We start from the raw sequence: 19,467 nt of genomic DNA, 5'->3' as shown, positions 1-19,467 counted from the left end.
AGTAAAGGATTACTTTTTCGGATGATCGACTTCTATCTCGGCAGCATTGACAGGCTCGACGCTAGCTGCAGAGTTTACTCTACAGAAGAAAATCTTATACGTTGTGGTCAAGAACGCGCAAAGCTCAGAAAGAAATTACTGAAGGATTTCATAAATGACTCTAGATCTCAGACTCGTGGCCAAGATTAGACTTTGTCACGACACAGGCAGCCGCCTCCTGACTTCAAGACACGAATGACGTCCCTTATCACTCACTGATGGCCGACGCAGAACTTGCCGCGCGTTGACCTGTAGGAGCCGTCCCAGCTTCGAATACTACGCATCGCTGAGCTAGAAACACCCGTCTATCGTCATCAACCCCCCTATTCAGAAGCTCGAGTTCAGCCTTCAGTTGATCGGCATGGGTATTGTATGGTGTGGAACCCTAAGCATTCTGCCGCCAAGCAGGACGAATAGAGACGATCACTGCATTGATAATAAAAACTAGTCTATGAAGGCATGCACAAAGAGTTTCTGGCCGGGTAAGACGTAGTGTTGACTATAACCTTTGCCGGAAATGTAGGCGTTTCCACTTTCCAGGCCTTCAATAATTTTCCTAGAGGGAATGCCGGAGCGGCCTGCACAAGAAAAGACCGCCATGATCATGCTCTCTCCAATCGATCCAGCTGAGGTCACAGGTGTTTTTCGCCAATTGGAAAACACAACAGGACCACGACCTTGAGTGAGATTTGACCTGCTTTGTGTTATGGATTCGAAGAATTTAGGGCCTTCCTCCTCGATTTTCCGAGCCGTTTCATCAGTGATCCCTATCGTGGTTACGCCGCAACGGTCAGGTATGAGAGCATCGAGTATCCCAATTCGGACATTTCGCATAGCGAAGCCTTCTGGCTCGATTGCAGCTGGAAGAACGGCCAAAAACCTCTCCGTAACGTCTATCTTGGTTCGCCATGCGTCGAGGCGGAAAACCAACAAACAAGCAAGCAAACAAACACCAGTGAGGCTTTTCATTGGATACCAACCTGAAACAGTCTTTGGGAGCAAAAGCTTTAGATTTTCGAAGAAGTTCTCATTTTTCAAACGTAGTGAAGCTTAAAACTTCTTCTCTGTGTGCATTCAGCACCTTTTGTGCAATTTGCGTGTTTTTAGGAGATTAGCGATGATGCCTTAAGTTGAGCCTATGCTCACTTTTCTTAAGAGACAGCTACCGCGTAGTGGAAGCTTTCCGGAAATTACTCAAACAACACGGCAAATATTTAATACGAAAACCAAAATATTACATCGGGTTCATGAATAACTATTAATATTGAATAGTAGAAAAAACCTCCCCACGTCAAAAGTGCGCAATCAAATTAGTCATTTTTTGATCAATGCAGCACTTCTGGAGAGGAACACTATGACTACTCATATTGGATCACGTAATACTGCCTTGTTTGACATGACAACGCTGCTGGACAAGCAGCTCGATGCTTTGAAGGCGACAACAAGCCAGAAAGATGCTGGGGGTCCGCCCGGTGCAGATTTTCAAACGGACGCAACAGAGGCAGAGGTCACCGGGACAGGACAGCCGGACCACGCCCTGCCCTTCCTGAACCTCGACCCTTATGCCCTCAACGGGAAAGACAACCTTCCGGTCGGCGACCTGCAGGAAGGACCACAGGGCGGGATCACTTCGGAAGTCCAGTCTGCGAATGGTGCCGGAGAGCAGCAGCTCGGCTTCGGCCTTGAAATGATGAACCACACGTTCCGCACCTCGGACGGAACGCTAGACATCATGGCCCTCGCCGAGGAGCGTGCGACCGAAATCAAGTCAGGTTTTTACAATGGCCAGGAGGTTGCCGTTGAATACCAGAGCGGGCTGATGCAGGCGTTCGAAGGGAACTTCTACGACAACCAGTTCCGACAGCTCTATATGGAAATGGCCTCCGAGGTTGGCACCACAATTCAGGCAGAAACCTTCGATGAACACGGCAACCAGGTTCTGACAGCCTTTGGTCAGGAACAGATGCTGGAGGTTTATGGCGAAGCGTTCGACTACGGGATCGCAGAATTCGAAATGATTTTCGAATTCGCTATTGACATTCAGTTGACCGATTTCGGCAGGTACGAGATGTCACTTTCGGTCATGTTCGAAGGTGAAATCATCTACCTGAACGGCGCTGAGCGGGCCTATCTTTTCGAGTATGAAACGCCATTCCCGTTCTACTTTTCCAGCCTTGACGAGATTGAAATCGGTGCGCTTCCACAGGGCTTTTATGACGAAATCGCCCGTTTTGCGGCTGGCATGGGTGACGCCTGGGATGCAGTCGGAACGGTCAGTGACCACCTGGAAGCGGTTTTACTGCAGCTGCAGGAAGATGGGCATTATCAGCAATGGGATGACATTGACCAGGGCCTGGAAAATCCATTCGATTTCAACCTGCCCAACGTAGATCCGTTCGCATAACAGATCACCTCGGCATTTACAGGCGCAGCCCTTTAGCGTTCCAGAAACAGATTGACCGATTGCCCTTCGCTCTTTTGAGTGAAGGGCTTCGCCTTTCGTGACTTGATTTTGACCCAGTCTTCGGCTCAAGTGAGCCCTGTTGCAAATCAGTCTTTTGATGCCCGAATGGGCCGATTCCGACATATCACTGGAGCCTGCCATGTCCCGCAAAGTCCGCCGTTTTCAGAGCGCTGTTAGCGCATCCAAAACCGGTCTTCGCGCAACGGTCATTGCAGCAGCTCTTGGTCTTGCCGCATGTCAAAACCAGTTCCAGACGCCTTCAGATCTGCTTTTTGCTCCGACCTTCTCCAAGGACCTTGGCAATATTCCTTACACCTACAACACACCTTACGACTGCCGGTCGTTCACGGGCAGTGGCTGGAAAGGCATCGCCAGCGGACGCGTGATCAGTTTCGACAGGCGCTATCAGATCTCACAGGCCGGATGTTTTAAAACAGAGCAGGAATGCCAAGCATGGCTGTTTTACATGCGTGACTATATCGACGTTCCGCGCTTCATGCGCTGCAACACCTACACGGCTTGATTGACCCCGCTTTCGGGCAATTCTCCCTGAAAGATGAGCCGCTCTGCCATATAGGTTTCCATGAAGTCGCGCAGGCATTTGGCTCTGGCACTTAAAAGACGACCTGTGGGCCACACAGCGTAAGCCTCACGTGTCTGGCCGCACCAGCGCGGCAGAACGAATTTCAACTGGCCTGCCAGAATATTCCCGGACGTTTCGGTGACGGGCAGCAGTGCAATACCGTGTCCGCCGGCGGACAACTGACAGGCCAGTCCGATATCGTCCACAGCTACATTTATTGCCGGATAATGAGCTGCTTTCTCCTGCGTATCCATGTTCTGGAGCTGCCAATGAGGCAGCGAAGGCACCCAGATCAGTTTGTGGGACTGCAGCTCTTCCGGTCTCTCCGGAGCACCTGCTTTGGCCAGATAGTCCGGCGCAGCCACCAGCATGGTTGCAACACGACCGACATGTTTCTGATAGAGACGCTGATCGGTCTGTGGTCCGAACCGAAGTGCCAGATCAATACGGTTCTCCAAAAGGTCCTGATTTTCATTGCTCAGTTGCAGTGTGAGCTGGATATCAGGGTAGGTCTTCAAGAATGACGACCACATGGGTTCCAGCATGCCGACGGAGATGTTGGTTGGTGCCGCCACGCGCAGTGGCCCTCTCATTTCATTGAGATCCGCACTCAACCCTCGCAATGAAGTCTCAGCCTGCTGGAGGAGATCAGCGAATGCCTCGAAATACACCTCCCCCTCGGATGTAAGCGCAAACTTTCGAGCGGACCGGTGAACGAGCTGCGCACCGATCCCTTCCTCCAATTTGCGTAAGCGCCGGGTCACGGTCGCCGGCGGGACACCCAGCTGTTTGGCTGCAGCCGACAGGCTACGGTTTTGAGCGATGCGAATAAAAAGCGCGAGATCGTCAAGCATGATTTCATTTTCGAAAATTGAAGTCTCATCATTCGATATAGATTTAAATAAATGAAATCAATACATCAGTCCGCAGTCACACCAATCAACAATGGAGAGTGCAATGTCGAACTATTTCGTAAGCGCAGGCATCGAGCTTCAGGAAGGAGCTGACCTGAAAGAAGCTGAAAACGGACTGCGGCTTCTTGTGGAGCAGACCCAGAGCGAGCCCGGCTGCATCCTGTTTGAAATCCGTCAGAACCTGGAACAACCGCAGAAGTTCACTTTGTGGGAATGCTGGACGAACCGGCAAGCACTACAGGACCACTTTGAAATGCCACACACGAAAGCCTATCTGGCGCGAAACCTGACAGAAGTGAACTATATCGAAGAGCTTGGCGAAATCGGGTCGAATGCTCGGCCGGACACAGCTTGAGTGCCGATGAAACACCGTTTGATTGCTGCAATCCTGATGTCATTCGGCCTGTCGCTTCTCATGTCCTGCTGGGTGACACTCATCAATCTGGGTTGGTCAGACAGCTTTGTAGCTCAATGGATGGCAGCGTTTCGGCTCGCCTGGCCGCCGGCAGCCATCCTTGCTTTCCTTCTTGGCCCACCCGCTCAAATACTGGCCGGTTACCTGGCAAATCGGCTTCCCAAGTTCAAAGGATCGAAAAATGACACTGACCCGCAAAAACTTTGAAAAACTTGGCCTGCCGGTTGGCCCCTACTCACACGTCGTCAGACACCGGGATACGCTTTTCACCTCCGGTTTTACGGCCTTCGGCACCGATCGGCAAAAAGGCTCGGCGAGTGAACAAACCTATGCCGTGCTTGAACAATTGGAATTTATCGCAGAGCAGTTTGGCAGATCACTTGCCGACCTCATCAAGGTTACGGTTTTCGTGACTGACCCGGCTGACATTCCCGGCATAAGAGCCGCGCTTTCGGCCCGATACAAGGACGCGGTTCCAGCAAGCGCGCTTGTGATGGTTTCAGGATTGTTCGCGCCGGAACTGAAGGTGGAAATCGAAGCGACCATTGCGGCTTAACACTGCCCGGATGCACTGCTTCAACGCACCGAAAGGTCTTTCTTGAAAAAGATCGTTTCTTCGATCGGAGTAGCATAGTAGGCGGGCACTTCAACAAAGCCCGCAGCCTTGTAGAGCTTGATGGCGCCAGACATGGACGGCAATGTATCCAGTAGCATTTCGCTGTACCCAGCCGTAACGGCGGCATCAAGCACGCGCTCGACCAAACCCGCTCCAACACCGCGTCCCCGCCCTTTCGGCAGAACATAGAGCCGCTTCATCTCACAGGCGCCGTTTTCATCAAAAGCCCTCAGGCCGACACAGCCAAGGATCGCATTCGTCTCGTCTTTTGCCAGGAAAAGAGCACCCTTCGGAGGTGCATACTTGCCCGGCATACCAGCAAGTTCTTCTTCAAAACCCTGGTAGGACAAGTCGATATTTAGCCAGTCGACATAGGCTCGGAAGAGATCCTTGACGGTGTCCAGATCCCGCGCACTCTCCACGGGCGATATTGTGATACTGCTCTGTAATGTCATGAGATTGGCTGATGGCGTCCACTTGATGGTTTTGGTCAGTTTGCCGGTTCAGCGACGACTGGAATTGCTTTCAGATAGGCCGCAATCGCATTTCTGTCACTTGCTGGAAGGCGGGCCATGTTTTCCTGCACATGCACCATTTCACCACCCACGGAATCATATTCCGGTGTGAAACCGCTTTCCAGATAGTAAGCAATGTCAGCAGCGCTCCAGCTGCCGAACCCTCCTGGCGTCGGTGTGATGTCCGGAATTCGCCCTTCTCCAGTGGGAGCAGGCGCACCGCCAAGCCAGTCAGACAAAATGAGTCCGCCGGCAAAATCGCGTGGTGTGTGGCACTCACCGCAGTGGCCTGGCCCTTCAACGAGATAGCGACCGCGGTCCCATAGCTCAGCATCGATTTCGCCATCGCCACTCGGCTGCGAAACGACGGGAGCCGGATCCAGGAACATACGTTTCCACAACCCGAGGCCCCGGCGAATATTGAAAGGAAAGCCGAGCTCATGCGGCGCAGCTTTGCCGTCAATGGACGGGACCGTTGCCAGGAACGCGTAAAGATCACCAAGGTCTTCCGGCGTCATACGCGCGTAAGAAGTATATGGAAAGGCCGGATAGAAATTCTGACCGTCAGGTGACGTTCCATGCGTCATTGCATTTGCGAAATCAATCAGAGACCAGCCACCGATCCCGTCGGCCTCGCTCGACGAAATGTTCGGAGCAACGAACACGCCGAAGGGCGTTTCGAGTCGCAAGCCGCCGCCAAGGTTCAAGAGATCGTCGCCCTTTGCTCCCTTCTCGGCATGGCAGGAAGCGCAGCCACCTGCCCAGAAGACAAGCTCACCCTTCGCGGGATCGCCTTCTTTTAGCGCGGACGCCTCTTCCGCACTCATTCGTGTGGGCGCAGAGAGGCCCCAACCGATGGCGGCGGCAATCCCCGCCAGAACAACAATTACAAGGATTGCCTTTTTCATCGGGCCTCTCCCGAAAAGACCAAAGAGAATCTCCGGATCGCGCCCGGTCAGTTCTTCTTACGGTACGTCTCGTGGCAGGATTTGCAAGTTGCAAGAACCGGCCCCATGGCTCCTTTGAATGCGTCAAGATCCGCCGGACCGTCTTTTCCTGAAGCCGCAGCGGCCTTTTCAGTTGCAGCCTGAAACTTTGCAAGCTCGGCGGCAAACCCGTCCGGATCTTCCCAGATCGCCGCAGCTGCCCCGGTGTCGCCCTGATCGGAACCCGCAGGATAATAGTCACCAAATGTCAGAGAAGCGGCTCTTACGGTGGCGATTGCTGCTTTTCCAGCAGCAGGAACATAGTCGATTTCGGCTTTCATCATGCCGCCGCCCAAACCGGCAGCTGCACCAACAGACGACATAATTGCCTTGCGGGTTTCAATGGGGTCGTCGGATGCCTGCGCGGCAATGCTGACTGCACCAAGACCTAAAACCAATCCGGCCACGGCCATTTTCCTGACAATGCGCATATTTTTCTCCCTCTCGCGTCATGAGTTCGATGGCATTTCATACCTTGCTGAGTACAGCGCAAGATCGGAGCACTATCAAAATCACGCTCCTGTGATCACCTGCCTATTTTGTAACAAAGTGTCGCTCTTTGCATGACACAACAAAAAACCCCGGTCGCGAGACCGGGGCTTCGTATTCACATCGATACGACGATGTTACCTGGTGGCTGCTTCGTAAAGCTCCAGCACATAGTCCCAGTCGATCATGCTGTCGACAAATGCTTCCAGATATTTCGGTCGCGCATTGCGATAATCGATGTAATAGGAGTGCTCCCACACATCGCAGCCGAGGATCGGTGTTGCACCGTGAACCAGCGGGTTCTCGCCGTTAGGTGTCTTCATGATCTCAAGCTTGCCGTCTTTCACGGCAACCCAAGCCCAACCGGAACCGAACTGACCGACGCCAGCGGCAATGAAATCAGCGCGGAACTTGTCGAACCCGCCCAAATCACTGTCAATTGCGGAAGCAAGTGCACCCGGCAAGGAAGAGCCGCCGCCGTTTTTCTTCATCCACTTCCAGAAATGGATGTGATTGTAGTGCTGACCAGCGTTGTTGAAGAGCGGTGCGTTTTTGCCGTAGCTCTCCTTCACGATGTCTTCAAGAGACTTGCCTTCCAGACCACTGCCGGCAAGCAGCTCGTTGCCCTTGGTAACGTAGGCCTGGTGGTGTTTGTCATGATGAAATTCCAGGGTTTCAGCAGACATGTAAGGTGCCAGGGCATCATATGCATATGGCAGGTCGGGCAATTCGAATGACATGACAAACTCCTCAAAAGGTCAGTGACCGGCGGTCCGGGCAACCGCCAGAAGAACCGCTTCGAGCGGCAAAATAGGATTGCAATGAGCTGTCGGCAAGCGTGTAACGCAAAATAAAAAAAAATTTTCTTGTTTTTTTATTCTGACCTCTCTTCGGATCCAGTGCTTCTGGAAACATGTCTTTGTGTGATCCGCAGCACGGCAAGTGTTGCTCAATCTGATAAGGTCATAAAAGTTATTAGACCGGAGGCCAAACAACAAGGAGAGAGTTATGGCGTTAAAAAACACTTACTCGATTGCTCTTATTGTTTCGGCAACAATCATTATTGCTGCATTATTTCCAAAATATACTGAAGAAAGTGATTGGAGTTCGCTTGACCAGTGCTACAACAACTATAAAAACTGCTGTAATCAAGAACAGAGCCAACGCCCGGAATTCTGTACGCTCCATGGCTAAGCAGCATTCAGACCTCCGGCTTTTTCAGTAAACAGTTTCCTGTCGTGCCGCCGACAGCCTGATTTCACGACCTCAAATCTTCACGGGTCCTGAACGGTCTCAGTTCGCAGGCACTTCAAGCCAGACCGCTAAACTCAATCACGTCAATCAACCATTAAGTTGACTGATTGGATATCGCCTGCTAATTCACCTCTACGGTTGAATGAAAGTGTTGCTCGCGGGTTCCTGAATGTCTGGCAACCCGTCGGACTGTGGTAAGGAGGCGATAGTGGAAGTTGAAAACGTAAACTGGATTGCAGTTGGTGCTGGCACCGTCGTCGCTTTCTTGTTCGGATGGCTGGTTTATTCCCCGTTGCTCTTTGCGAAAGCCTGGGCCCAAGGTTCCGGTGTCGAACTCAACAAAGACAGTAAGCCTCCGATGAGCGCCATGATGCTTCAGATAATCGGGCTGTTCTTTTTGGCGACCGTGATTGGCATCACCGCTACCCTAAATGCGCTGTTCGCGGCTATTCTTGCCATTCTGGCCGCTGCCGCATTGACGATTTCAAATGGTGCCTTCTGCAAAAAGAGCTTTGCTGCTCTTGCCATAGACGCCGGCTACATTGTGGGAGCGGGAGTTCTGATGATCCTTGCGCAGGTTCTTCTTTGAAACAATCTGGTCCGCAAACGCGACTCAGCAGAAGTCCTGTTTCAGGCTGCCCTAAGAGAAGACCAACCCCGACAGCGCAACAAATTGGCCTGGATCTCGATCCAGTTCCGGACCCGGCAAAGCAATCGAAACGCGCTTGAATTTCCAACGAGCCGAGTGACATGGCAAATCGAGAGTGGCAAAGACCCTTCCATTCGCGCTAAATGGCACTGACTGGAAATACCGGAAGCCGCGAGACCGGAATGAAAGCCCTCTCCCGCGATCCGGCCAAACTTGCAATCGGCGGCCTTTGCGCGCTTGCCGCTGCTATGGGTATCGGCCGGTTCGTTTACACGCCAATCCTGCCTTTCATGACCGAAGGCTTGAATCTGCCAGCCGATGAAGCAGGTCTGATCGCGGCTGCAAATTTTCTTGGCTATCTTTCTGGAGCTCTTGCTGGCGCGTCACGTTTTTTGTCAGGCAGCCCTCGCATGTGGTTCCTTGGCGGATTGCTTGTCAGCGCGCTGACAAGCGCTGCAATGGCTCTGACAACTGCTCTCTTTGCTTTTTTGGCAATCCGTTTCCTGAGCGGTGTAGCCAGCGCATTTGTTCTCGTTTTTTCAACAACCCTGATCCTTGAACGCCTCAACGCCGCAGGCCGCGGAGGCCTCTCTGCGCTGCATTTTGCCGGTGTCGGCTGCGGCATCGCCTTTTCAGCAATACTGGTAGCATCCCTCGCGCATGCAGGGACTGATTGGCGTGGCTTGTGGCTGGCGAGTGGCGCTGCAACCTTTGTTCTTCTGGTATTGGCAGCGTATCTTGTACCGGGCAAAGACACTTCGCTCTTAAATCCATCCAACGAGGCCTCCACCAGCGCCGTAAATAGCTACGAGACAACAATAAGTTATCTGGAACCCGGCCTTGTTCGATTGATCCTTGCCTACGGACTGTTTGGCTTCGGCTATGTCATAACCGCAACATTTGTCTCCACGATTGCGCGAACGACCCCTGCCCTGCAGCCAGCCGAGCCTTTTGTCTGGCTGACCGTTGGCCTATTTGCGGTGCCGTCGATCTATATCTGGAACAAAGTTGCCAATTCTCTGGGGGCAAGGCGCGCCTTTGCTTTGGCAAGTGTCATCGAAGCAGCCGGTGTCGCCCTCACTGTGATTGGGCAGACCCCATCAGTATTCCTGCTGGGTGCAGGTCTTCTTGGGGGCACCTTCATGGGCATGACTGCGCTTGGCTTGATGGAAGGCCGGCGCCTGGCAAGTGCGGGTGGCCCTGAAGCGATCCGAAGGATGTTGGCCATCCTGACGGCCAGTTTCGGAATTGGCCAGGTGATCGGCCCGTGGTTTGCAGGCTACCTGCACAACCTCACGGGCTCGTTTGATGGCGCATCGCTGGCAGCAGCAGCAGCCCTGCTTGTTGCGGCAGCGCTTGCGGTAAGGTAGCCGCAAGGCTCTGTTCTTCAGGTCAAGACAGGCTAACGTGTCTCTTGAGATCAGGAATGCGAGAAGTCCCAGTAAAGGTCGCGTGCACGAGCTGCAATTGGACCTGGCTGCAGGTCTCTCTTCTCGATGCGCTTCACCGGGGTGACCTTGTTATAGTTCCCGGTCGAAAAAATCTCGTCCGCTTCGAGAAAATCCTGATAGCCCATTGTGCGCTCAAACACATCAAAGCCTGCAGATCTGAGCAGCTGAATGACACGCTGGCGCGTGATGCCGTTCAGAAAAGTTCCGTTCGGAGCCGGTGTGTGAACCTTGCCGTCTTTTGCCATAAAGATATTGGCAGACGTCAACTCAGCGACATTGCCGAGCATATCCCTTACAACAGCATTGTCGAAGCCGCGTTCCTTGGCCTCAACCATAGCCCTGGCATTGTTGGGATATAGGCATCCGGCCTTGGCATTGACCGGCATACATTCCATTGTCGGCCGACGATAAGGCGACAGCGTGATGCTCATCGCGGTATCCTTGGGAGCCATTGGCGCGTCGAACAGACAAAGGCAAAAACGTGTGCTGTTCGGATCCCCGGTGATGACACCGGGTCCGTCGTGTTCCGACCAATACATCGGCTTCACATAAATCTGCTGATCGCCTTTGAATTTGGCGCAACCTTCCTTTGTGAGCTCAACCATGTCACCGACTTTCATGGTTGGCTTGATGCCTAGTGCCAGGGCAGAATCGTTGACGCGCAAGCAATGCAGATCAATATCGGGCATGACGCCATCAAAGAAACGGGCCCCATCGAAAACACTAGACCCCAACCAGGAAGCATGGGTTCGCGGCCCCATGATTGGCGGATTGCCTTCGTGCCAAGTCCCGTCGATCCAGGTCCATGTGTCACTCCACCCGCTCATGTTTCCTCCAGTTTTTCTTCCTGTCGCCAGCTGTCTTGCAAACCGACACAACACCGCGCACATTCCAAGGTCAATAGCTTACCGCATGATTGAAAAAAGTCGCTTTCTTTATTCCTCAAAGGCTCGTTTTTTGAGACAAAAACCTCCAAAGTACGTACTCAAAACGGAATTTTCTTCCTTCAGATCCTTCTTCTGAAATTTGAAAACCACCGGCGGCTGCCGCCACACTATTGTTGTCGAGACGTTGACACAGTAACGACAATGTTCTCTATTTGTTCTTACGTATCAAAAAGGAGATCTGTAACATGGAACAACGTATTTCAATGACGACCCTCGCGGTTCCCGATGTCGGAGCTGCCCGTCAATTCTTTGAAAGTGGTCTCGGCTGGAAGGTCAACGCCGCCCCCTCACCTGAGGTCGTTTTCTTTCAGGTCATCGGAGGCGTGTTTGCGCTCTATTCCCGTGAAGCACTCGCCAAGGAAATCGACCGCCCGGTAACCGAAAATCCAACCGGCGCGATTACCCTTGCCTGGAACGCACGCTCTGAAAAAGACGTCGATGAGATGTTTGCCAAGGCGGTAAAGGCTGGGGCAAACCCGGTCAAAACACCCGAAAAGGCCTTTTGGGGTGGGTACAGCTCTTATGTCGAAGTGCCCGGTGGTCATCTGTTGGAAATCGCGCACAATCCTTTCTGGACAATAGCACCGGATGGGGCGGTAGAACTTCCAACCGAGTAATCTGGCTTGAGCCTATGCCACTTTTGTCGCATATCAGCGTGCTTGACGCACGGTCCGCCAGAGGCTTCTCTGCCGCGGTTCATTTTTAAGGCGATGGAGATCCGGGTATGGCACATGCCGCTTTTGTGTTTGACGCATATGGCACTCTATTTGACGTGCATGCAGCTGTGCGCAAACACGCATCGAAACTCGGGCCTGACGCTCAGAAACTTTCATCGCTATGGCGTGAAAAGCAGCTCGAATATTCCTGGGTGCGCGCGCTCATGGGTCAATACAAAGACTTCTGGGAATTGACACAACAGGGACTGGACACGGCCTTTGCGCTTGTTCCCTCAGCCGACAGGTCCCTTCGAGACGATCTGTTGAGCGCTTATTGGGAATTGGACTGCTATCCTGAAGTTCCGCAAGTCCTGACCGATCTGAAAGCGACAGGCGCAAAGATCGCTATCCTTTCGAACGGGTCGCCTGCAATGCTGGAGGCGGCAGCGAAGGCCTCTGGGTTGAGCGACCTCTTCGACGAAATCTTCTCGGTAGACGATCTGAAGACATTCAAGACCGATCCGCAGGTTTATGAAATGGTCACGACCCAGTTCAGGATCTATCCTGAAGAGGTCTCCTTTCAGTCGTCCAACCGTTGGGATGTTGCCGGCGCAACCGCATTCGGTTTTCGCACTGTCTGGATGAACAGGACAGGCATGCCGGACGAATATCTAGATCTTGCCCCGAAGGCCGTCCTTGCGGATCTGACCGGATTGTCGGCCCTAAGCTGATTGGCAGGCAACCAAGAAAAACACCGGCAGGGTTTGGCTGCCGGTGGTTTCATTTGGCTGGTATTGCGGGATCAGAACGAGCGGGACAAGCCGATCATGAACCGATGATTTCCGGACGCACGCTTGACGCTCGTGCCACCATAATTTGCCTTGTCGTCAACTATGCCTGTCACGCTGTAGTCGGCACGAAGTCGCCATTTGTCTTGCACGGCAACTTCAAGGCCTGCACCCAGCACGGGACCAAGGGAAACGGATGAACGTTCCTTTCCATTGGCTTCCAGACTGTGTTCCGTCGCGGCCAAGCCAACGCTGACATAAGGCATGAAGTTCCTGATTGGCAGGCCTGCTCGTGCCTTGGCACTGGCGGTCCACTTTGCGCCGGTTTTGACACTACCCAAAGCTGGATGCCGAACCGTCTCGCGTCCACCGAGATAGGTGGCCCCGCCCTCAACGCCGAGTACAAATCGCGACACTTGCCAATTGTAGCCGCCAAAAAGACCAAAGGCAGCATCCAGACGTGAAGCATCCTTCGTTCTCCCATTTGCCTTGACCTCGGTCACCGTTTGTGACGGCCCAGCCTCAAAACCCAAATAGGGCCCTGCCCAAATGGACGTTGGGGCGGGCACAGGATCGAAACCAGGTGCCTCGAAGTCGTCGAGATCGGCTGCACGGGCTCCCGAGACGAGCAGGATCAGGACAACACATAAAATGACGGGTTCTATCAGCCAGTGGCAGCGCAGTTTCCGCAGGACCGCGGAACGCCGTAATTTGGCCGGAACGAAAAAAACATAATTGGCAAAAGAACTTACCATCGAGGATCTCGCTTGAGTTTTGAGTCTTACCTCGCTTCACAACTTTCATTTCTTATTGCAAAACGATAATTTTAAAATTGTTTGCATTAATTTTTTTGTCAATAGCAATATCAAAATAATTGCATTTCACCGACTGGCGCTGTAGACACACCACCAAGTGAGTTACCTACTGGAGCAACCAATGAACTCTCAGGAATGGGCAGAAAGAGAAAAACGGCTAACGAGAATTCGAAGGCTGTCCGCGTTCATGAAATGGGCGGTCACCCTGGTTCTTGCCCTTATGGTATTGCTTGGCGCCGTCATTCTCTTTGAGGTCGCCATGCCGAGCAATCTGTTGATCGACCCCAATGAAACGATCGACATTGCAGAAGTCGAACGTAAGATTGGCGAAATTCCATACGGTCAACGTTTGGGAATTGCAGTGCTATTTTGGGTGGCTATTGCCTGTCTTTCCTTGTCGATCTGGAACATTCGACAGGTCTTCAAACGCTTCCAGATGATGGAATTCTTCTCTCCCAAAACGCTTGCCAACGTCATTTCCATTGGTGTCTGGCTGATCATTTTTGCGGTTTTTGACCTGATCAGCGATCCGATTGGTTCCGTGATCCTGACCTATGATCTTCCCCCTGGTGAACGCTCCCTGGAGGTCTCGCTCGATGGCGCTGAGATTTTCTGTTTCATCTTGGGTGCTCTCATGCTGCTGTTCGGCTGGATCCTGCGCGAGGCGGCACTGATTGCCGACGAGAACCGGCAGTTCGTCTGATGCGCGGCTGGAGATCAATCAGATGACCAGAGCTGGATCAACTGGCGAGCCTTTACGCCTACAACGCATTCGGTTTCTCGCAGGGTCCTTGAAATGGGGCGTTTCGGTCTGCGTGTTCGGCCTGGCGATTGTCGCCCTTATTAGCGTTGCCTCCCTGCTGGTTCCCTCATTCGGAACACTGTTAGGCCTCGCAACCGTTTCTATCGATGAAACAGAACGGTTGCTTGCTGAGATGCCAATTGGAATGCGGTTAGCTCTGACAACACTGGTTGTGGTCACGCTCACACTTTTGTTTGGCGCGCTCTGGAGTTTACGAAACCTGTGTCTGCAGTTTCAAAATCTGGAGTTCTTTTCTTCAAAGACATCAGAAGCCATCGTAGTGCTTGGTATCTGGCTCATTTCGTATGCGCTTTTTGACGTGGCCAGTGAACCTGTCGCCTGGCTGATCCTCACGCTGGACTTCGCCGAAGGCGAAAGGATTGTTGACGTCACCGTTGATGGTGAGGAAATATTTTGCATGATTCTCGGAGCGCTCCTGCTCCTGTTCGGATGGATCATGCGCGAGGCCGCTCTGCTTGCAGAAGAAAACAGACAAATAATATAGCAACGGTGCACCGGGAACCCATCATGCCAATCATCATTGAACTGGATGTCATGCTCGCCCGTCGCAAGATGCGTTCAAAGGAGTTGGCCGAGCGCATTGGAATTACGGAACAGAATGTCTCGCTGCTCAAATCCGGCAAAGTAAAGGGTGTGCGGTTTGAAACGCTTGAAAAAATCTGCGAAGTGCTGGACTGCCAGCCCGGCGACATTCTGATCTATGAGCCTGACCCTGAAAGCGGAACTTGAGCGCATTTTGAGGAGACCTCAAAAATGCATGTTTCAGCTGCCCGGTCCTGCCTGGGCAGCAAAACCGTCATACATCCGTGATGCTATTCGGCAGCTTCTGCCGATCCGTATCCCAACTGCTCATTCAGCTTACCGATCAGGCCAACCGCAGCTTCGGCGATAACCGTTCCCGGCGGGAAGATCGCAGCTGCGCCAGCTTCATAAAGGGCATCATAATCCTGCGGCGGGACAACGCCGCCAACTACGATGATGATGTCTTCTCGCCCTTCTTGTGCAAGTGCGGATTTCAGAGCTGGAACCAGCGTCAGATGACCTGCCGCGAGCGATGAAACGCCGACGACATGAACGTCGTTTTCAACAGCCTGACGGGCGGCCTCTTCGGGCGTCTGGAACAAGGGACCGATATCGACATCAAAACCAAGGTCGGCGAAGGCCGAAGCGATCACCTTCTGTCCACGGTCGTGGCCGTCCTGGCCCATCTTTGCGACAAGTATACGCGGGCGACGGCCGTCATTGTCCTCAAAGGTTTCAACCAGCTTTTGCACCTTGTCCATGGTTCCGGACATCTCGCCTGCCTCCCGTTTGTAGACCCCGGCAATAGACTTGATTTCGGCCTTGTGTCTGTCAAAAACCTTTTCCATGGCGAGGGAGATTTCGCCGACTGTTGCCATCGCACGCGCGGCCTTGACGGAAAGGTCCAGCAGGTTGCCATCGCCGGTTTCTGCGCACTTGGTAAGGGCTTCAAGAGCAGCCTGTGTCTCAGTCTCGTTCCGTTCCTCGCGCAGCCGCCTCAGTTTGTCGATCTGGGCGGCCCTGACTTGGGCATTGTCGACCTTCAGGACATCGATCGGGGGTTCGTTTTCAGGTTTGAATTTATTGACACCGACAACTGTCTGAGTACCGCTATCGATCCGTGCCTGCGTTTTGGCTGCGGCCTCCTCGATGCGTAGTTTCGGAATGCCCTTCTCAATCGCCTTTGCCATTCCGCCAAGTTCTTCCACTTCGCGGATATGAGCCATTGCTTTCTCGGCCAGATCGGCCGTCAGCTTTTCAACGTAAAAGGAACCGCCCCACGGGTCGATCACCTTGGTCGTCCCGCTTTCCTGTTGCAGGAATAACTGTGTGTTGCGGGCAATGCGTGCCGAAAAGTCAGTCGGCAGCGCCAAGGCTTCATCCAACGCGTTGGTGTGCAGGGACTGGGTGTGTCCTTGTGTTGCCGCCATCGCTTCAACGCATGTGCGAACCACATTGTTGAACACGTCCTGAGCTGTCAGCGACCAACCCGATGTCTGCGAATGGGTGCGCAGGGACAAAGACTTCGGGTTTTTCGGTTGGAAGTTTTCTTCCATTAGTGTCGCCCAGATAAGGCGTGCAGCCCTCAGCTTGGCAACTTCCATGAAGAAGTTCATGCCAATCGCCCAGAAGAACGATAGCCTCGGCGCGAAACGGTCAATATCCATGCCTGCGGCCACCCCGGCACGGGCATATTCGATTCCATCGGCAATCGTATAGGCAAGTTCCAGATCCGCCGTCGCACCCGCTTCCTGCATATGATAGCCGGAGATGGAGATCGAGTTGAACCGCGGCATGTTCTGCGAGGTGTAGCTGAAAATATCCGAGATGATCCGCATCGAATGCTGCGGAGGATAGATATAGGTGTTGCGGACCATGAACTCCTTCAGAATATCGTTCTGAATGGTGCCTGAAAGATCCTGTTGCGCGACACCCTGCTCTTCGGCAGCCACGATATAAAGCGCCAGAACGGGCAGAACTGCCCCATTCATGGTCATGGACACGCTCATCTTGTCCAGCGGAATTCCAGAGAAGAGCGTACGCATATCATAAATGGAATCGATGGCCACACCGGCCATGCCGACATCGCCCGAAACACGGGGATGATCGCTGTTATATCCCCTGTGAGTGGCGAGATCGAACGCGACCGACAACCCTTTTTGACCCGCCGCAAGATTGCGCCTGTAAAAAGCATTGGAATCTTCTGCCGTTGAAAAGCCTGCGTATTGGCGCACAGTCCAGGGCTGCTGGACATACATTGTCGGATATGGTCCGCGCAGATATGGCGCTAAACCCGGCCAGGTATCTATGTGCTTGAGGCCCTCGGCGTCCACTGCTTCGAAAACCGGTGGCACGTCGATGTCTTCTGGCGTTTTCCAAGCCGTTTGGCCAGCCTTTTCAACATTCGGCAACACGTTGTGGAACGGTTTGTCGGAATAATTCGGGATCCTGCTCATCCCCGGACCTCCAGATCTGTCAACGCGGTGTCGGCGGCCTTGGTGAGACGCCCATGCGCTGTTTCAAGCAAGGCAAGCAGATCGCAACCAGCATAAAGATATGTATCTATGCCAGCTTCAGTGTAGCTCTTTTCCCGCTCGCCGGGTTTACCAGCCAGATAAAGATGTGTCGCGCCAGCTTCCTTGAGCCCAACAGCGACGGCTTCTGCCTCTGCCTCATAGACCGCATCCGATGATACCAGACATGCCAGAGGTGCGCCGCTTTGCTTGAAAGACGCAATCAGTTGTTCGCGCGTTTCAAAGACCTGCGGGCCAACAGACTCTATTCCGCCAGCGGCAAAGGCATTCGCGGTCCAGGTCGCTCGTGCCGTAAACTGTGCGAGGCTTCCAAGGCTCGCCAAAAACACTTTAGGCGGAGCTGCGTTCTGCGCTTCATAGTCTTCAGCGTCTGAGCGTAGACGCTCAAAAGGTTCTGCGATCCGTCCCGTTTCCAATGTTCTGAGCGAAGTGTCGCGTGGCACAAGATCGAGACGCATTCCAAGCTTGCGAAGAGAGTGCCCCTGCAACGCCAGAGCTTTCACAGCATTCAGCCGCTCGCCGGTTCCCGGTTCCGGCAATTCCTGTGGAGGTGCCTCCAAGTCTGCTATGTCCTGAGATGTGGCCTGAAGAACCTCGACAGCCTTCTCTGAGAGATCCGGAAACTCGCTGACACCGGTAATTGGCCTCTTTCTCCGCGCGACTTTCGCCTGCAAATCTGTTCTCGCAGCTTCAATCTTGTCGTGCACAAAACCAGATCGAATTGCGTTGACAAGTCCGCCAGCAGCCTCGATTTCCTGGAATAGTTTCCAGGCCACTTCGCACAGATTATCCGTTCTGCCTTCAATCGCACCCGATCCCGCTGATGGGTCCATGACTTTTGAAAGGCTGCTCTCTTCAAGCAAGATCGACTGGGTGTTGCGTGCAATTCTGCGCGCAAATGCGTCAGGCAAGCCCACTGCGAGCGTGTGTGGCAGCACACAGATGCTGTCTGCACCGCCAACACCGGCAGCAAAGGCTGCAACGGTATTTCTTAGCAAGTTGACCCAGGGATCCCTTCGCGTGAGCATTCGGAAAGACGTGCACATGTGCAGCTGCATCGGGCTTTGTGGCAACTCGGCACCCTCCAGAACACAGGCCCAGAGCGCGCGGATGGCGCGAGCTTTCGCAATGGTTCCGAATTGATCGGCTTCGGCAACCAGGCTCATTGAGATGCGGTTCGGCCAGCCCTCGGGAGGGAGTTGCGTGTCTTCCAGCATCCGAAGATGTGCAGCCGCGGAAGCCAGAACAAGTGCCAGCTCTTGAGCTGGAGTTGCCCCGGCCTCATGCCAGACCCGTCCGTCCGCCTTCATCAGGCGAGCCGGGCTGCCCAGCTCGTGCGCAGATCCGACAGCGTCACGGAAATGCCGAAACACATTTTCCATATCGTCAAGCGCAACGCCGTTCTCTGCAATCCAGCTATAGGGATCGAACCCGGCTGTGATGTTCACAGTCGCTGGATCAAGTCCCTGCTTTTCCAGATGGGCGAACAACGCTGCAAGAACCTGTATGTTCTCCCGACCGGCGTCGAACCTGAGACTGATCAGGTCCAGTTGAACGTCCTTCAGCAGCGTTTCAATGGATGAAAGACCTTCCACATGAATGCCGCTTCCATAAGCGCTCGGTGCTCCGAAGAAAATAAGATCAAGACCGCTCGCGCCACCGTTGAGGTCATCGAGGATCTGCAGGTTGGCTTGGGAAGGGTCTGGTATGTCAATCCTTTGGACGACCGCCCAGTCAGCATTGCCTGCGCGCAACAATTTCGCTGCCGTATCAGAACGCCGTGGATAGAGCGGCGCCGTGTCAAAACCGTCTTCAGTCTGCCCAAACAGCCGGTCTCTTGACTGCCCCTTAAGTGCCTTGTCGACGGATGCCCACCAGTCGTTTTCATCGGCGCTGTAAAAGCTGTCGGGTCCAGTGAAACTGTTCGGCATTTCAAACTCTCCCTGACCGGCTACCCGCTTGAATGGTCCGGTCGCTGGTCTCGTTTTAGTCGCACCCAACAAGGCT

At 53.4% G+C, this 19,467-nt stretch carries 22 protein-coding genes; 12 read left to right on the top strand and 10 right to left on the bottom strand.

Going from position 1 to position 19,467, the window contains the following annotated elements:
• Positions 1-483 precede the first annotated feature (483 nt).
• Positions 484-1,008, bottom strand: a complete 525-nt coding sequence (locus FIV00_RS13395; RefSeq protein ID WP_152501218.1) for a hypothetical protein — start codon at positions 1,006-1,008, stop codon at positions 484-486.
• Positions 1,009-1,393: 385 nt separating this feature from the next.
• On the opposite strand from FIV00_RS13395, the gene FIV00_RS13390 reads away from it, so the two are divergent.
• Positions 1,394-2,443 (top strand): hypothetical protein, encoded by a 1,050-nt coding sequence (locus FIV00_RS13390; RefSeq protein ID WP_152501217.1) that lies wholly within the window; start codon positions 1,394-1,396, stop codon positions 2,441-2,443.
• 199 nt (positions 2,444-2,642) lie between these two features.
• Positions 2,643-3,026, top strand: a complete 384-nt coding sequence (locus FIV00_RS13385) for a hypothetical protein (RefSeq protein ID WP_152501216.1) — start codon at positions 2,643-2,645, stop codon at positions 3,024-3,026.
• On the opposite strand, the gene FIV00_RS13380 is transcribed toward FIV00_RS13385, so the two are convergent.
• Positions 3,014-3,940, bottom strand: coding sequence for a LysR family transcriptional regulator (locus tag FIV00_RS13380; protein ID WP_152501215.1), 927 nt, complete (start codon positions 3,938-3,940; stop codon positions 3,014-3,016). The two genes, FIV00_RS13385 and FIV00_RS13380, sit on opposite strands and share 13 nt — an antisense overlap.
• Before the next feature lie 103 nt (positions 3,941-4,043).
• On the opposite strand from FIV00_RS13380, the gene FIV00_RS13375 reads away from it, so the two are divergent.
• Genes FIV00_RS13375 through FIV00_RS13365 form a run of 3 tightly spaced genes read left to right on the top strand, consistent with a single transcriptional unit; the run spans position 4,044 to position 4,971 of the window.
• Positions 4,044-4,355 carry a putative quinol monooxygenase gene (locus FIV00_RS13375; protein ID WP_152501214.1) on the top strand — a complete coding sequence of 104 codons (312 nt, stop codon included), beginning with the start codon at positions 4,044-4,046 and terminating at the stop codon, positions 4,353-4,355.
• A gap of 6 nt (positions 4,356-4,361) precedes the next feature.
• Positions 4,362-4,622, top strand: coding sequence for a DUF2798 domain-containing protein (locus FIV00_RS13370; protein ID WP_152501213.1), 261 nt, complete (start codon positions 4,362-4,364; stop codon positions 4,620-4,622).
• Positions 4,597-4,971 (top strand): RidA family protein, encoded by a 375-nt coding sequence (locus FIV00_RS13365; protein WP_152501212.1) that lies wholly within the window; start codon positions 4,597-4,599, stop codon positions 4,969-4,971. The genes FIV00_RS13370 and FIV00_RS13365 overlap by 26 nt, the downstream gene beginning before the upstream one ends.
• Positions 4,972-4,991: 20 nt before the next feature.
• Here the strand turns inward: FIV00_RS13365 and FIV00_RS13360 are convergent, their stop codons facing one another.
• The 4 genes from FIV00_RS13360 to FIV00_RS13345 form a co-directional block, all read right to left on the bottom strand.
• Positions 4,992-5,486 (bottom strand): GNAT family N-acetyltransferase, encoded by a 495-nt coding sequence (locus FIV00_RS13360; protein WP_152501211.1) that lies wholly within the window; start codon positions 5,484-5,486, stop codon positions 4,992-4,994.
• A gap of 35 nt (positions 5,487-5,521) precedes the next feature.
• Positions 5,522-6,454, bottom strand: coding sequence for a cytochrome c (locus FIV00_RS13355; RefSeq protein WP_152501210.1), 933 nt, complete (start codon positions 6,452-6,454; stop codon positions 5,522-5,524).
• 47 nt (positions 6,455-6,501) lie between these two features.
• Complete coding sequence (locus tag FIV00_RS13350) at positions 6,502-6,963, bottom strand: cytochrome c (RefSeq protein WP_152501209.1); 462 nt, start codon at positions 6,961-6,963, stop codon at positions 6,502-6,504.
• Positions 6,964-7,158: 195 nt separating this feature from the next.
• Positions 7,159-7,761, bottom strand: a complete 603-nt coding sequence (locus FIV00_RS13345; protein WP_152501208.1) for a superoxide dismutase — start codon at positions 7,759-7,761, stop codon at positions 7,159-7,161.
• Between the two features lie 722 nt (positions 7,762-8,483).
• On the opposite strand from FIV00_RS13345, the gene FIV00_RS13340 reads away from it, so the two are divergent.
• Together FIV00_RS13340 and FIV00_RS13335 are read left to right on the top strand one after the other, a co-directional pair.
• Positions 8,484-8,864 carry a DUF1761 domain-containing protein gene (locus FIV00_RS13340; RefSeq protein WP_209006923.1) on the top strand — a complete coding sequence of 127 codons (381 nt, stop codon included), beginning with the start codon at positions 8,484-8,486 and terminating at the stop codon, positions 8,862-8,864.
• Positions 8,865-9,106: 242 nt separating this feature from the next.
• Positions 9,107-10,294, top strand: a complete 1,188-nt coding sequence (locus FIV00_RS13335; RefSeq protein ID WP_209006922.1) for a YbfB/YjiJ family MFS transporter — start codon at positions 9,107-9,109, stop codon at positions 10,292-10,294.
• A 50-nt stretch (positions 10,295-10,344) separates the two neighbouring features.
• Here the strand turns inward: FIV00_RS13335 and FIV00_RS13330 are convergent, their stop codons facing one another.
• Complete coding sequence (locus FIV00_RS13330) at positions 10,345-11,202, bottom strand: branched-chain amino acid aminotransferase (RefSeq protein ID WP_152501206.1); 858 nt, start codon at positions 11,200-11,202, stop codon at positions 10,345-10,347.
• 305 nt (positions 11,203-11,507) lie between these two features.
• On the opposite strand from FIV00_RS13330, the gene FIV00_RS13325 reads away from it, so the two are divergent.
• Together FIV00_RS13325 and FIV00_RS13320 are read left to right on the top strand one after the other, a co-directional pair.
• A complete protein-coding gene (locus FIV00_RS13325; protein WP_152501205.1) occupies positions 11,508-11,939 on the top strand; it encodes a VOC family protein in 432 nt (143 codons plus the stop codon).
• Positions 11,940-12,046: 107 nt separating this feature from the next.
• On the top strand, positions 12,047-12,709 hold the full coding sequence (locus FIV00_RS13320) for a haloacid dehalogenase type II (protein WP_152501204.1): 663 nt from the start codon (positions 12,047-12,049) through the stop codon (positions 12,707-12,709).
• Between the two features lie 71 nt (positions 12,710-12,780).
• Here FIV00_RS13320 and FIV00_RS13315 read toward each other — a convergent pair whose 3' ends face one another.
• On the bottom strand, positions 12,781-13,521 hold the full coding sequence (locus FIV00_RS13315; RefSeq protein ID WP_152501203.1) for an outer membrane protein: 741 nt from the start codon (positions 13,519-13,521) through the stop codon (positions 12,781-12,783).
• Positions 13,522-13,702: 181 nt separating this feature from the next.
• On the opposite strand from FIV00_RS13315, the gene FIV00_RS13310 reads away from it, so the two are divergent.
• The 3 genes from FIV00_RS13310 to FIV00_RS13300 are packed head-to-tail and all read left to right on the top strand — an operon-like array spanning position 13,703 to position 15,133.
• Complete coding sequence (locus FIV00_RS13310; RefSeq protein ID WP_152501202.1) at positions 13,703-14,284, top strand: DUF2975 domain-containing protein; 582 nt, start codon at positions 13,703-13,705, stop codon at positions 14,282-14,284.
• A 22-nt stretch (positions 14,285-14,306) separates the two neighbouring features.
• Entirely contained in the window at positions 14,307-14,888 is a 582-nt protein-coding gene (locus tag FIV00_RS13305; RefSeq protein WP_152501201.1) for a DUF2975 domain-containing protein, read from the top strand.
• A gap of 23 nt (positions 14,889-14,911) precedes the next feature.
• Positions 14,912-15,133 carry a helix-turn-helix transcriptional regulator gene (locus FIV00_RS13300; protein WP_152501200.1) on the top strand — a complete coding sequence of 74 codons (222 nt, stop codon included), beginning with the start codon at positions 14,912-14,914 and terminating at the stop codon, positions 15,131-15,133.
• 83 nt (positions 15,134-15,216) lie between these two features.
• Here the strand turns inward: FIV00_RS13300 and scpA are convergent, their stop codons facing one another.
• Complete coding sequence (gene scpA / locus FIV00_RS13295; RefSeq protein ID WP_152501199.1) at positions 15,217-17,382, bottom strand: methylmalonyl-CoA mutase; 2,166 nt, start codon at positions 17,380-17,382, stop codon at positions 15,217-15,219.
• On the bottom strand, positions 17,379-19,391 hold the full coding sequence (locus FIV00_RS13290; protein ID WP_152501198.1) for a methylmalonyl-CoA mutase family protein: 2,013 nt from the start codon (positions 19,389-19,391) through the stop codon (positions 17,379-17,381). The genes scpA and FIV00_RS13290 overlap by 4 nt, the downstream gene beginning before the upstream one ends.
• Positions 19,392-19,467 lie beyond the last annotated feature (76 nt).

Source organism: Labrenzia sp. THAF82, assembly GCF_009363435.1.
Lineage (GTDB): Bacteria > Pseudomonadota > Alphaproteobacteria > Rhizobiales > Stappiaceae > Roseibium > Roseibium porphyridii.
Note: the sequence above shows the minus strand (reverse complement) of the source record. Positions and strands in the feature narration are given on the sequence as shown.

What these genes read in the sequence shown, in the direction of transcription:
- FIV00_RS13375 (WP_152501214.1), top strand. Translation starts at nt 4,044, where the DNA reads ATGTCGAACTATTTCGTAAGCGCAGGCATCGAGCTTCAGGAAGGAGCT.
- FIV00_RS13385 (WP_152501216.1), top strand. Translation starts at nt 2,643, where the DNA reads ATGTCCCGCAAAGTCCGCCGTTTTCAGAGCGCTGTTAGCGCATCCAAA.
- FIV00_RS13355 (WP_152501210.1), bottom strand. Translation starts at nt 6,454, where the DNA reads ATGAAAAAGGCAATCCTTGTAATTGTTGTTCTGGCGGGGATTGCCGCC.
- scpA (WP_152501199.1), bottom strand. Translation starts at nt 17,382, where the DNA reads ATGAGCAGGATCCCGAATTATTCCGACAAACCGTTCCACAACGTGTTG.
- FIV00_RS13360 (WP_152501211.1), bottom strand. Translation starts at nt 5,486, where the DNA reads ATGACATTACAGAGCAGTATCACAATATCGCCCGTGGAGAGTGCGCGG.
- FIV00_RS13365 (WP_152501212.1), top strand. Translation starts at nt 4,597, where the DNA reads ATGACACTGACCCGCAAAAACTTTGAAAAACTTGGCCTGCCGGTTGGC.
- FIV00_RS13325 (WP_152501205.1), top strand. Translation starts at nt 11,508, where the DNA reads ATGGAACAACGTATTTCAATGACGACCCTCGCGGTTCCCGATGTCGGA.
- FIV00_RS13345 (WP_152501208.1), bottom strand. Translation starts at nt 7,761, where the DNA reads ATGTCATTCGAATTGCCCGACCTGCCATATGCATATGATGCCCTGGCA.
- FIV00_RS13315 (WP_152501203.1), bottom strand. Translation starts at nt 13,521, where the DNA reads ATGGTAAGTTCTTTTGCCAATTATGTTTTTTTCGTTCCGGCCAAATTA.
- FIV00_RS13350 (WP_152501209.1), bottom strand. Translation starts at nt 6,963, where the DNA reads ATGCGCATTGTCAGGAAAATGGCCGTGGCCGGATTGGTTTTAGGTCTT.
- FIV00_RS13370 (WP_152501213.1), top strand. Translation starts at nt 4,362, where the DNA reads ATGAAACACCGTTTGATTGCTGCAATCCTGATGTCATTCGGCCTGTCG.
- FIV00_RS13390 (WP_152501217.1), top strand. Translation starts at nt 1,394, where the DNA reads ATGACTACTCATATTGGATCACGTAATACTGCCTTGTTTGACATGACA.
- FIV00_RS13305 (WP_152501201.1), top strand. Translation starts at nt 14,307, where the DNA reads ATGACCAGAGCTGGATCAACTGGCGAGCCTTTACGCCTACAACGCATT.
- FIV00_RS13320 (WP_152501204.1), top strand. Translation starts at nt 12,047, where the DNA reads ATGGCACATGCCGCTTTTGTGTTTGACGCATATGGCACTCTATTTGAC.
- FIV00_RS13330 (WP_152501206.1), bottom strand. Translation starts at nt 11,202, where the DNA reads ATGAGCGGGTGGAGTGACACATGGACCTGGATCGACGGGACTTGGCAC.
- FIV00_RS13335 (WP_209006922.1), top strand. Translation starts at nt 9,107, where the DNA reads ATGAAAGCCCTCTCCCGCGATCCGGCCAAACTTGCAATCGGCGGCCTT.
- FIV00_RS13380 (WP_152501215.1), bottom strand. Translation starts at nt 3,940, where the DNA reads ATGCTTGACGATCTCGCGCTTTTTATTCGCATCGCTCAAAACCGTAGC.
- FIV00_RS13290 (WP_152501198.1), bottom strand. Translation starts at nt 19,391, where the DNA reads ATGCCGAACAGTTTCACTGGACCCGACAGCTTTTACAGCGCCGATGAA.
- FIV00_RS13300 (WP_152501200.1), top strand. Translation starts at nt 14,912, where the DNA reads ATGCCAATCATCATTGAACTGGATGTCATGCTCGCCCGTCGCAAGATG.
- FIV00_RS13310 (WP_152501202.1), top strand. Translation starts at nt 13,703, where the DNA reads ATGAACTCTCAGGAATGGGCAGAAAGAGAAAAACGGCTAACGAGAATT.
- FIV00_RS13395 (WP_152501218.1), bottom strand. Translation starts at nt 1,008, where the DNA reads ATGAAAAGCCTCACTGGTGTTTGTTTGCTTGCTTGTTTGTTGGTTTTC.